Annotated in this window: 13 protein-coding genes; 3 read left to right on the top strand and 10 right to left on the bottom strand. The window is 36.0% G+C overall.

Translation table 11 applies throughout. From position 1 onward, the window contains the following. Window positions 1-12: 12 nt before the first annotated feature. Window positions 13-369, bottom strand: coding sequence for a hypothetical protein (locus tag JCM6256_RS08540; RefSeq protein ID WP_025081274.1), 357 nt, complete (start codon window positions 367-369; stop codon window positions 13-15). A 23-nt stretch (window positions 370-392) separates the two neighbouring features. Continuing rightward, window positions 393-818, bottom strand: coding sequence for a DUF948 domain-containing protein (locus tag JCM6256_RS08535; protein WP_025081273.1), 426 nt, complete (start codon window positions 816-818; stop codon window positions 393-395). Between the two features lie 113 nt (window positions 819-931). Here JCM6256_RS08535 and JCM6256_RS08530 point away from each other — a divergent pair, with 113 nt between their 5' ends. Then, on the top strand, window positions 932-1,792 hold the full coding sequence (locus tag JCM6256_RS08530) for a mechanosensitive ion channel family protein (protein WP_025081272.1): 861 nt from the start codon (window positions 932-934) through the stop codon (window positions 1,790-1,792). Between the two features lie 33 nt (window positions 1,793-1,825). Here JCM6256_RS08530 and JCM6256_RS08525 read toward each other — a convergent pair whose 3' ends face one another. After that, window positions 1,826-2,449 carry an XTP/dITP diphosphatase gene (locus tag JCM6256_RS08525; protein WP_025081271.1) on the bottom strand — a complete coding sequence of 208 codons (624 nt, stop codon included), beginning with the start codon at window positions 2,447-2,449 and terminating at the stop codon, window positions 1,826-1,828. Continuing rightward, a complete protein-coding gene (gene murI / locus JCM6256_RS08520) occupies window positions 2,449-3,252 on the bottom strand; it encodes a glutamate racemase (protein ID WP_025081270.1) in 804 nt (267 codons plus the stop codon). The genes JCM6256_RS08525 and murI overlap by 1 nt, the downstream gene beginning before the upstream one ends. A gap of 86 nt (window positions 3,253-3,338) precedes the next feature. Here murI and JCM6256_RS08515 point away from each other — a divergent pair, with 86 nt between their 5' ends. Beyond that, entirely contained in the window at window positions 3,339-3,746 is a 408-nt protein-coding gene (locus tag JCM6256_RS08515; protein ID WP_081778558.1) for a YslB family protein, read from the top strand. Between the two features lie 85 nt (window positions 3,747-3,831). Next, window positions 3,832-4,209: a large-conductance mechanosensitive channel protein MscL gene (gene mscL, locus JCM6256_RS08510; RefSeq protein WP_025081268.1), complete on the top strand. Its 378-nt coding sequence runs from the start codon at window positions 3,832-3,834 to the stop codon at window positions 4,207-4,209. A gap of 51 nt (window positions 4,210-4,260) precedes the next feature. Here the strand turns inward: mscL and trxA are convergent, their stop codons facing one another. From trxA to alaS, 6 genes are all read right to left on the bottom strand, one after another. Then, window positions 4,261-4,572, bottom strand: coding sequence for a thioredoxin (gene trxA / locus JCM6256_RS08505; RefSeq protein WP_025081267.1), 312 nt, complete (start codon window positions 4,570-4,572; stop codon window positions 4,261-4,263). Window positions 4,573-4,657: 85 nt separating this feature from the next. Continuing rightward, window positions 4,658-7,027 (bottom strand): endonuclease MutS2, encoded by a 2,370-nt coding sequence (locus tag JCM6256_RS08500; protein WP_025081266.1) that lies wholly within the window; start codon window positions 7,025-7,027, stop codon window positions 4,658-4,660. A gap of 60 nt (window positions 7,028-7,087) precedes the next feature. Then, a complete protein-coding gene (locus JCM6256_RS08495) occupies window positions 7,088-7,402 on the bottom strand; it encodes a DUF1292 domain-containing protein (protein WP_025081265.1) in 315 nt (104 codons plus the stop codon). 1 nt (window position 7,403) lies between these two features. Further along, window positions 7,404-7,835: a Holliday junction resolvase RuvX gene (ruvX, locus tag JCM6256_RS08490; protein WP_025081264.1), complete on the bottom strand. Its 432-nt coding sequence runs from the start codon at window positions 7,833-7,835 to the stop codon at window positions 7,404-7,406. Further along, window positions 7,835-8,092: an IreB family regulatory phosphoprotein gene (locus tag JCM6256_RS08485; protein WP_003549189.1), complete on the bottom strand. Its 258-nt coding sequence runs from the start codon at window positions 8,090-8,092 to the stop codon at window positions 7,835-7,837. Before JCM6256_RS08485 ends, ruvX begins: the two co-directional genes overlap by 1 nt. Window positions 8,093-8,144: 52 nt before the next feature. Further along, a complete protein-coding gene (gene alaS / locus JCM6256_RS08480; protein ID WP_025081263.1) occupies window positions 8,145-10,784 on the bottom strand; it encodes an alanine--tRNA ligase in 2,640 nt (879 codons plus the stop codon). Window positions 10,785-11,045 lie beyond the last annotated feature (261 nt).

Genomic DNA, 11,045 nt, shown 5'->3' with positions numbered 1-11,045 from the left:
CTTTAATGTTTACTATTCTGGCATTGATGAAGTATCATCATCTTTTTCTGCCTTGTTCAAATCATCTACAGTTTCTTCTGCATTATCATCTGAACTAACATTATTTTCCTTTGAATCATCAATAACAATATCATCAAAGTCCTTAAGTTCTGAATCATCTTCAACATTCTTAGGGAATGAAGCCAATTGATTCTTAACGATTTCTGTACCGTTATCGTATTTCTTCTTCAAATCTTGAAGCTTATCGTTGTCTTGAATCTTCTTTTTAACATCATCAAGTTGATCATCATCAACTAATAATGAACCAGCAACAAATCCAGCTGCAGCTCCGGCAACTGCACCAATTAAAAAGCTTGTAAACTTACTCATATGGAAGTCCTCCTTTTATTATATTAATCTTCACCATTTCGACGCTTACGTCTAGCTAATACTGTTGTAAGAACAGATGAAAGAACGCCTGTACGAACTGAGCGTGCGCTGTTAAAACGCTTAGCCATCTTCTTAGAAGAAGCATTAATTTCTTGAACGCTTTCTCCCAAATCAGCAGCTGCCTTAACAACAGGATCGATTGTTTTCATCTTACCATTAACATCAGCCAAAAGATCATTAGTCTTATCTAATAAATCACTACTTTGCTTCATCAAACCATCAACATCAGTAGAAATTTGCTGAATTGATTTATTTGTTGTTTGCATAGTCTCATTGACTTCTTTTAAAGCCTTAGCTGTATGAACAAGCATCGGAATTGTAAAAAGCACTAAAACTACAAACGCAATCGCAGCAATTAAACCTGCTAAAGCACCATAAGAAATTACCATTTTTTACCTCCGACAATATTACATCTAAAAAAAGTCTAGCATGAAAACACTTTATTCTCAATAATTATGTAACTTTGTTAATATAGAGATAAGCTTTTTTGAAAGGAATAAAAATGAAAACTCCGTCTTTATCATCATTTCATATTGATCATAAAACTTTCTCAATTAATTGGGATAAATTGAGTGAGAATTTATTGACAGTTATTTGGCAATTATTTTTAACGACTTTGATTTTTTACCTAATATCTCATTTTGGTAAAAAAATTATTAACCGCTATTTATCGTCTAAACGGGCTAAACCTAAAAACAAACGTACGCGAACAATTACGGCTTTAATAAATAGCGTATTTCAATATACAGTTATTTTCTTTTACCTTTTTGGTGTTTTATCAATTATCGGTGTTCCTGTTGGGACTTTGCTTGCCAGTGCCGGAATCTTCTCTTTAGCTTTAGGTATGGGTGCCCAAGGATTCGTAAGCGATTTGGTTAACGGATTTTTTATTTTGAGCGAAGATCAATTTGACGTTGGTGACACGGTAGCTATTGATTCACAAATTGGTACAGTCATTCAACTTGGCTTAAGAACAACTCGTTTAAAAGCGTCTGACGGCAGCATTATTTACGTTCCTAACCGCAGTATTTCTGTCGTACAAAACTTAGCTCATAATGCAATGAGTTTAAATGTTAACTTAGAATTAGATACCGACAATGATTTTGATAAAATAAATGAAATTATCAAAAAAGTTAACGGCGAGGTTAAGCCAGAAAGAAAAACAATTGTCTCTGGGCCAACAATCACCGGTGTTACCGCCCAAAATGGTCATAATGTTACTTTTAATGTCTTTTTCAAAGTTAAGCCTGGAAAAGAAAGCAGCGTTCGAAACATTTACCTAAGTCATTATATTCACGCTCTACAAGAAAATAACGTTAAATTCGCTGAAAAGCCTACAACTATTACTACAAAAACAAATTAAAAAGCTGGGACAACCCAGCTTTTTTTCTTTACTTTAACTTTCAAATTGAGCAAGCCAAGCAGGCAACTCTTTTAGCAATTTTTTAACAGCACGACCACGATGTGAGATTTCATTCTTTTCATCAGTAGTCATTTCAGCAAAAGTCTTTTTCTTTTCAGGAACATAAAACAAAGGATCATAGCCAAAACCATCTTCTCCACGTGGGCCAGGCATAATTTCTCCCTCACATTGACCAGAAACGACTAAATCTTTATCAAAATGATTAGGCATAGAAACTACAATCGTTGTATTAAACTTTGCTGTTCTCTCTTCTTGAGGAACTCCGCCTAATTCTGTCAAAAGCTTAGCATTATTATGGGCATCATTATGAGCCTCGCCAGCATAACGAGCTGATCTAACGCCTGGAGCACCATTTAATTTATCGACCATTAATCCCGAATCATCTGCAATAGTTGGCAGGCCTGAAAAGTCTGCTAATTCATGAGCCTTGATTTTAGCATTTGCTTCAAAAGTCTTCCCTGATTCGATCGGATGTGGTGGATTATCTAAATCGGCATTGGTCTTAATATCAAGATTGACTCCCGCTTGTTTAAATGCTTCTTTAAGCTCTCTAACTTTCCCTTGATTGCTCGTCGCAAATAAAATTTCTTTAACCATTACATGTTCTCCGTATCTACATGTTTTGCAGTCAAGCTTTCATCCCCTAAGAATGAACGACCCATTTTTTCAAAACTTTCAACATTACCCGTTGTGTAATATTCATGCTTTGGAACGCTATCAGGAATTGCAAACAAATCATCGCGGCGCATTACATTATAAGTGTATTGAGCAACCTGATCTGCTGGATCAACAATTTCAACGTTATCTGGAAGAAGAGCTTCAAATTCTTTTTGAATTAATGGATAATGCGTACATCCCAAAACAAATGTATCGAATTCTTTCCCTTTAAGTGGTTCTAAACTTTCCTTAACTACCTTTAAATTAGTATCGTAGTCTTCCATTGCCTCAACTAATGGTGCCAATTTAGGAGCTGCTAATTCAGTAACTTCAATATTAGGGTCACGATATTGAATCTCTTTTTTATAAGCATGAGTAGCAATCGTAACTGGCGTTGCTGCAACGGCTACTTTTTTATTTTCTGTTGTTCTAGCGGCTGCTAAACTTCCAGATTGAATCACTCCGATAATTTGTTGATCAATTTCTTTTTGAATAGTTGGCATAGCAACCGCAGTTGCAGTGTTACATGCGAAAATAATCAACTTAACATTTTTGCTTAACAAGAAATTAACACTGCGACGCGTTAATTCAATAACTTCGTCTTTGCTCTTATCACCATAAGGCATATGAGCATTATCACCGATAAAAATAGTTGATTCGCCTGGCAACTTTTTTATTACTTTTTTTACAACGCTAAAACCGCCATCTCCTGAATCTAGCAGTCCGATTGGACGATTATCCATAAAAATCCACACTCCTAAAGAAAAATTTTATTTTCTACTCCTACTAGTTTACGGTAAAATAAAAAAGAATAAAAGGGATGAAACTTATGCAAGATAATAATCAAACTAACGAACACGTTTATTTTTTAAATCAACTTTATAGAGATTTTTTATTACCAGAAATTTTAGGCGATGATAATAATGCAATCTTATACTGGGCTGGTAAAAGAATTGCTCGTCATTATGCCTTATCTTCTTTTGATGATCTCGTAGAATTCTTTGAAACTGCAGAATTTGGCACTTTGACTAAAGTAAAAGAAAGACGTTCATCGATTACTTTTGAATTAAGCGGTCAAAATATTGTTGATCGTTTAAATAGTGACAGCAAAGAATTTTCAATCGAAAGTGGAATGATTGCAGAAGTTGTTCAAAAAGAAACTGATCGCAGCACTGAAAGTGAAATTACAATTTTAGATAAAGAAAAAAAGGTCCAAATCCTTGCCCGTTTCGGTTAATTCATAAGCATTAAAATAGCTAAATTAAGATAGTTCCTGTATATTTAATATAAAAAGTATAGATTTTATATATAGGAGATTTACCATGATTAAAGAATTCAAGGAATTTATCGCCCGTGGTAACGTCATTGATCTAGCTGTCGGTGTAATCATTGGTGCAGCTTTTACTTCAATTGTTAAATCACTTGTTACCAACCTTATCAATCCATTAATTGGATTATTTATCGGAAAAATCGACCTTTCAAACTTGGTTTTAAAGGTTGGCGATGCTACTTTTAAGTATGGTGCTTTCATTAATTCAATCATCAATTTCTTAATTATTGCTTTCGTTGTCTTTCTTATCGTTAAAGCAATCAACAAAATTACACGTCGTGAAAAGAAAGAAGAAGCAACAATTCCAACTGCTGAAGATTACTTAAAAGATATTCGTGATCTTTTAGAAGAAAGACAAAAACAAATTTAAATATAAAAAACACCTGCAGATGCAGGTGTTTTTCTTTGCCTAATATTTTTATTAGTCAGTGTATTGGTCCAAAATTTGACTAAGTTTTTCTTTTGGAGTGTAACCAGTCAAACGATCAACGATATTGCCATCTTTCTTAATAAGCAAAGTTGGAATAGCCATAATTCCTAACTTCTTTGCAGTATCTTGATTTTGATCAACATCCATCTTAGTAAATTTAACATCTTGACGTTCTTCGGCCAATTGATCAATAACTGGTGATTGCATCTTGCATGGACCACACCAAGTTGCCCAAAAATCTGTTAAAACAACGCCATCTTTAGTTTCTTCATCAAAAGTTTGATCAGTGATTGCATCAACCATTGCTTTTACCTCTTTCAAAAATATCTATTTGTTTTGCTTATACTGATACTATATCAGTGCCGCTTACTTTTTACAAGTTAATTGCTTACTTTAATCTAACAATTGTTGCACCGTTTCCACCTTCGTTTGCCGGTGCATAGTTAAAGCTCTTAACATGATTGCTGCTACGCAAATATTGCCAAACGCCCTTACGAATAGCTCCTGTACCGATACCGTGAATAATAGTTACATATTCTAGGCCGGCAAGCAAAACAGAATCAATATAACGATCTAAATTAGTCATTGCTTCTTCATAACGCTGACCACGTAAATCAAGTTCACTGTGAGCATTATTTCTTCTTAAAGTACCGCTAGTTGCTCTAACTGGAGATTGTTTCTTTTGCGTATTTTTGCTTTCAATCTTCTCCACATCACGATCACTAACTTTAACTTTAATAATTCCCATTTGAACTTCATATTCATGCTCTGTGAGTTTTTTAGTAATTATCCCAGTTTGGCCGTAAGAAAGGACTTTCACCTTATCCCCCACACTTACACGATGACGACGTTTTTCACGCTGTAAGACCTTATTATGGGCTAAATTATCAGCTTGACGTTGTAATTTATTAAGTTGTCCTTTTGCATCAATAATTTTATTTTCTTGAATTAAAGCACCATTCTTTTGCTGATTTTCAAGTTCTTGAATAATCTTATCAGCTTTTTTACGTCTTTTAGCCACCACTTCGTTGGCACGCTCTTGGGCAAAATCGAGCTGCTTTTGAACACGTTGGTTATACCAATCGAGGGCTTCTTGCAATTTTTCTTCTAACTTTTGGCTACGATCAAGGCTGGTTTCCAAGCGATTGCGTGCACTAGTTGCTGCCTTAGTTTGTTCATTCAAACGCTCAATCATCTTATTAATTCCAGAATCAGTATCCTTCATTAAACCTTGAGCATTCTTAACAACATCTTCGCGCATCCCTAATCGGCGCGCAATCGCAAAGGCATTACTGTGTCCAGGAATTCCAATTTGTAAACGGTAAGTTGGTGACAAAGTCTTTAAATCAAATTCCATTGATGCATTAGTGGTACGTTCACGATTGTATCCATAAAGTTTAAGTTCTGGATAGTGCGTTGTAACCATGATTTTGGCATCTTTTTTACGTAAAAAGTCCAAAATACTAATGGCCAAACTTGCCCCTTCTTCTGGATCCGTTCCCGCACCAATTTCATCGATTAATACTAAGGTTTCTTCGTTAACATTCTTCATAATATCAACAATATCATTGATATGAGATGAAAAAGTACTGAGGGATTGTTCAATTGATTGCTCATCCCCAATATCTGCATAAACTTGCTTGAAGACACCAACTTTGCTGCCTTCTTCAGCAGGAATGAATAAACCAGATTGCGCCATTAACTGAAGCAAGCCTGCTGTCTTTAAAGTAATAGTCTTACCACCCGTGTTCGGTCCTGTGATAAGCATAGTATCAAAATCTGAACCTAATCTAATATCATTAGGGACTACTTTTTCAGGATCAATTAAAGGATGGCGTGCTTTTAAAAGATTTAAAGAATGATCTTTTGTTAATTTAGGCTGGGTAGCCTTCATTTTTTTAGCTAACTTAGCCTTTGCTTGTAAAAAGTCCAATTCTGTTAATGCAGAAGCAATTTGATTCAAAGGCGTAATTTCTTCACGCGCTAAATCAGACAAATTACGCAAAACACGATGAATTTCTTGACGCTCTTGAGCAAGAAGATTTTGCTGGCGATTATTCAAGTTTAAAACTGCTTCTGGCTCAATAAATAGAGTTTGACCACTAGCACTTTGATCGTGAACAACGCCACCAAATTTGCCACGATATTCTTGCTTAACAGGAATAACGTAGCGATCATCACGAATAGTAACAATTCCTTCAGAAAGATACTTGCTGCTGTTGCCCTTAGTGTATCCTTCCATCTTATTCTTAATTTCTTCTTCATTGCTGCGCATATCATGACGCAAACGAGCTAAGGCAGAAGAAGCCGAATCGAGAACTTCGCCATCATAATCAAGGGACTTTTTTAATTCCCGGAATAAAGTCACTGGAACATCTAATTGATCCAAAATATCATCAATTGCATCAATATTAATGCTGTCATTGTCATTAACTGTTTCAATAAAACTATTAATATCATTAGCCAAAGTTAGAACCAGCAATAAATTGCCGAGTTCTTTAGCATTCAAATTTGCTTTTACGCCTAATCGTTTGGTACTGGGACGTACATCCGCAAAATCAGTTAAAGGAAGTTGGCCCTCTACACGTAAAATACTTGCTAAAGCAAAAGTTTGATCTAATTGCTTTTGAACTTTATTAAAATCTCCACTTGGCAATAATTCTTCTGCCCTTTGCTTAGCAGGTGCAGTAATTGCCAAAGCTTTCAATTGATTTGTAAGCCTACCAAATTCTAGTATTTCTAAAATCTTTTTATTCATAACTTCTTTTTATTAATTCTCTTTATAACAAAAAGAGGCTGGCCAAGGCCAGTCCCTCTTCTATTCACCACTTAAACGGTCATCATCCAAGAAAGTATTCAAAACTCCTTGAACCATTGCCCATTCTTCATCTGAAGTAATCTCATGCAAATCAGTGCTTGTAACATCACCAGCATCATCTGCATCATAGCTAAACGCTTGGACTTCAATGTCTTCATCGTCGCCTACAGCTGCTGGGTAAAGCAAGACATAAGATTTATCATAATCATCTGAATGGAAAGTGAATAAGATTTCGTATAATTCTTCATTACCCTTATCATCGATTAAGGTAATTTGACGGTCCTTGTCACCATCACCATTAACTTGTGCTGCCATTTTAATCCTTTCGGTGTAAGTCTAAATAATTTTGCAAAATAAGTACTGCAGCCATTTGGTCAATTATTTCCTTACGTTTTTTACGATCATGCATTCCTGCTTCTTCAACAAGAACACGTCTTGATTCGATAGTAGTTAACCGTTCATCATCGTAATAAACAGGTAGACCAAATTTATCTTCTAAGCGTTTTCCATAAGCTTTACTGCGTTCAACTGAATGCCCAGAAGTTCCGTCCATATTTTTAGGTAAACCTAAAACAAAGGCTTCCGGATCATATTCTCGAACAATCTTTTTTAAAGATTTTATTCCAAAATTATGACGATCTTCATCAATTGTAATTGTCTCTAATCTTTGCGCACTAATACCTAATTCATCGCTAACTGCTACACCAACTGTTTTCGAACCGATATCTAAACCAATTAGTCTTTTCATTACTTATTTTTACCTAAGTAGCTCTTAACAAGCTCCTCAATAATTTCATCACGCTCATGCTTAAGAATCAAATTACGCGCATCGTTATGACGTGGGATATAAGCAGGATCGCCAGAAAGTAAGTATCCTACAATCTGGTTAATTGGATTATAGCCCTTTTCTTCGAGCGCATTGTAAACATCTTGCAGAGTATCATAAACATTTTTTCCTTTATTTTGATTAAAGTCAAAATGCATAGTCTTATCTAGCGAACTCATAATTATTCCTCCTGTCACAATTTTACTTGAAAAAAAGGTTAAACTCAATTAATTAATTTTGAGAAATTTCATCAATTACAGTCTTGATAGCATCTTGCAAGCCTTCCGGCTTCTTACCACCGGCTTGAGCCATGTTTGGACGGCCACCACCGCCACCACCAAAGATTGGAGCAGCCTTCTTAATCAAGTTTCCTGCTTTAAGACCTTTATCAAGTGCCTTGTCATTTAAGCTAATAATCATATTAGCTTTACCATCATTTTCTGCACCTAATACTAACACATCTGACTTATTGCTGCTCTTCCAGTTATCTGCTAATTCACGCAAGTCATTCATACCGTTAACATCAGCAATTTCAGCAATAACAGTCAAGTCGCCAGCCTTTTGAACATTGTCAAAAATTTGACCAGCCTTAGCTTGGTTAATCTTCGTAGTTAATTCTTCAACTTGCTTTTGGCTATCATGTAAATCTTTTTCAAGACTATCAATCTTTTCAACGATATCGTCAGCCTTAGTTGCCTTAACATCTTCTTGGATTTCATCAAGCAAGCTTGAGCGATCAGCTAAGTATTCATATGCCTTCTTTGAAGTTACAGCTTCAATTCTACGCATACCAGCACCGATAGCTGATTCTGAAGTGATCTTGAAAATACCAATTTGGTTAGTGTTTGCACAGTGAGTACCACCACAGAATTCTGCTGAGAAGTCACTCATTTGAACAACACGAACTTTATCACCGTACTTACCGTTAAATAAGGCCAAGGCACCCATCTTCACACCTTCTTCTGGGGTAGTGATGGTAGTCTTAACTTGAATTGCATCCCAAATCTTTTGGTTTACTAAAGTTTCAACAGACTTAATCTCACGTGGAGTCATTGGTTCCATAGCAGTGAAGTCAAATCTTAAGTAATCAGGTTCTACCAAAGAACCAGCTTGGTGAGTATGTTCACCTAAAACTTGACGAAGTGCTGAGTGAAGAAGGTGAGTTGCTGAGTGAGAGTGACGCAAGCCTTCACGACGTTCACGATCAATCTTAAGAACATATTCTTGTCCCTTTTCAAGTGGCAAAATAATGTCAACGAAGTGCAAGTTTTGATCGTTTGGTGCGTGTTGAACATCAATAACCTTAGCAACTAATTCACCATCTTGGTTGTAAATATCACCATGATCGGCAACTTGTCCACCACGTTCAGCGTAAAATGGCGTCCTATCAAATACTAAAGTTGCATGTTCGCCGTCAGCCTTATCAACCAAATTGTCATCAACGACAATGTCAATCAACTTAGCATGAGGTTCTTCGTAAACACCGTATTCAAATTCTGACTTATCCTTAATATTCATCAAGGTTACGTCTTGCTTACCCATTGATTGAAGATCGCCACGAGCCTTACGTGCACGTTCTTTTTGAGCTTCCATTTCAGCATCGAAGCCCTTCTTGTCAACCTTTAAGCCAGCATCTTGAGCTGATTCAAAAGTTAATTCATATGGGAAACCGTAAGTATCAAACAACTTAAAGGCATCTTTACCAGAAATAGTCTTGTCATCTGACTTCTTAGCTTTTTCAATTAATTCATCAAGCAAAGTTAAACCTGAATCAAGAGTTGCTTGGAAACGTTCTTCTTCATTTTGAATAACATTTTCAATAAAGCCTCTTTGATCCATAACTTCTGGATAGTGACTTTGCATAATTTCACCAACAACTGGAACAAGCTTGTAAAGGAATGCACCCTTAATGCCCAAACGTTGACCATTCAAGTCAGCACGACGAATTAAACGACGAAGAACATAGCCACGACCATTATTTGATGGAAGAGCACCGTCAGCAATAGCAAAACTTACAGCACGAACGTGGTCAGCAATAATCTTGAATGCAGTTGTATCTTCTTTGTTTACGCCATACTTCTTACCATCAGTCATCTTTTCAGTTGCGTGAATAATTGGCAAGAACAAGTCAGTTTCAAAGTTAGTTGGTGCATCTTGCAAAATTGAAAGAACACGTTCAAGACCCATACCAGTATCGATATTCTTATGTGGTTGATCTACGTATTTGCCATTTGGCAAGTGGTTGTATTGTGAAAATACGATGTTCCAAATTTCAAGGTAACGAGCATTTTCACCACCTGGGAAGTTTTCTGGATCGTCTTCAGCAACGTCATTGTTTTCTTGACCACGATCATAGAAAATTTCAGTATCAGGACCACATGGACCTTCACCAATATCCCAGAAGTTATCTTCTAACTTAACGATATGGTCCTTAGGCATACCTGCTTTTTCCCAAACCTTTTGTGAGTCAACGTCTTTTGGATAAACAGTACAATAAAGCTTATCTTTATCCAAACCTAACCACTTAGGACTAGTTAAGAATTCCCAAGCCCAAGGAATAGCTTCATCTCTGAAGTAGTCACCTACTGAAAAGTTACCAAGCATTTCAAAGAAAGTTTGGTGACGAGCAGTTTTACCAACGTTTTCAATATCGTTAGTTCTAATTGACTTTTGAGAACTAGTGATACGGTGGTTCTTAGGAACAACTGAACCATCGAAATATTTCTTCATTGTAGCAACACCGGAGTTAATCCAAAGAAGAGTTGGGTCATCTTGTGGAATAAGTGATGCACTTGGCATAATCATGTGGCCATGTTCTTTGAAGAAGTCTAAGAACATTTGACGAAACTCTGAACTTGTTAGTTTCTTCATTTTTATCTCCCTAAAACAAAATAAAAAACACTATTGCTATAACAAGGACGCTTCGGCACGCGGTACCACCTTGATTGCAACAGTGTTTGTTACCTCTTAATTATTCTTAATTTATGAACACTTAAAGGAGCACTTTCTAAAATCGACTAAGTCTTTCTCACCAATCGACTCTCTCTTTGAAATCTAATTTTAAAAAGCATATCTTAAGCTGAAAATAATTGTACTACTTGATTGAATTTTGTCAACGTCCTTGCTCACGAC

This window comes from Lactobacillus hamsteri DSM 5661 = JCM 6256 (assembly GCF_000615445.1).
Classification (GTDB): domain Bacteria; phylum Bacillota; class Bacilli; order Lactobacillales; family Lactobacillaceae; genus Lactobacillus; species Lactobacillus hamsteri.
The sequence above is the reverse complement of the archived record's forward strand: the minus strand, read 5'-3'. Positions and strand labels throughout refer to the sequence as shown.

What these genes read in the sequence shown, in the direction of transcription:
- JCM6256_RS08540 (WP_025081274.1), bottom strand. Translation starts at nt 369, where the DNA reads ATGAGTAAGTTTACAAGCTTTTTAATTGGTGCAGTTGCCGGAGCTGCA.
- JCM6256_RS08535 (WP_025081273.1), bottom strand. Translation starts at nt 818, where the DNA reads ATGGTAATTTCTTATGGTGCTTTAGCAGGTTTAATTGCTGCGATTGCG.
- JCM6256_RS08530 (WP_025081272.1), top strand. Translation starts at nt 932, where the DNA reads ATGAAAACTCCGTCTTTATCATCATTTCATATTGATCATAAAACTTTC.
- JCM6256_RS08525 (WP_025081271.1), bottom strand. Translation starts at nt 2,449, where the DNA reads ATGGTTAAAGAAATTTTATTTGCGACGAGCAATCAAGGGAAAGTTAGA.
- murI (WP_025081270.1), bottom strand. Translation starts at nt 3,252, where the DNA reads ATGGATAATCGTCCAATCGGACTGCTAGATTCAGGAGATGGCGGTTTT.
- JCM6256_RS08515 (WP_081778558.1), top strand. Translation starts at nt 3,339, where the DNA reads ATGCAAGATAATAATCAAACTAACGAACACGTTTATTTTTTAAATCAA.
- mscL (WP_025081268.1), top strand. Translation starts at nt 3,832, where the DNA reads ATGATTAAAGAATTCAAGGAATTTATCGCCCGTGGTAACGTCATTGAT.
- trxA (WP_025081267.1), bottom strand. Translation starts at nt 4,572, where the DNA reads ATGGTTGATGCAATCACTGATCAAACTTTTGATGAAGAAACTAAAGAT.
- JCM6256_RS08500 (WP_025081266.1), bottom strand. Translation starts at nt 7,027, where the DNA reads ATGAATAAAAAGATTTTAGAAATACTAGAATTTGGTAGGCTTACAAAT.
- JCM6256_RS08495 (WP_025081265.1), bottom strand. Translation starts at nt 7,402, where the DNA reads ATGGCAGCACAAGTTAATGGTGATGGTGACAAGGACCGTCAAATTACC.
- ruvX (WP_025081264.1), bottom strand. Translation starts at nt 7,835, where the DNA reads ATGAAAAGACTAATTGGTTTAGATATCGGTTCGAAAACAGTTGGTGTA.
- JCM6256_RS08485 (WP_003549189.1), bottom strand. Translation starts at nt 8,092, where the DNA reads ATGAGTTCGCTAGATAAGACTATGCATTTTGACTTTAATCAAAATAAA.
- alaS (WP_025081263.1), bottom strand. Translation starts at nt 10,784, where the DNA reads ATGAAGAAACTAACAAGTTCAGAGTTTCGTCAAATGTTCTTAGACTTC.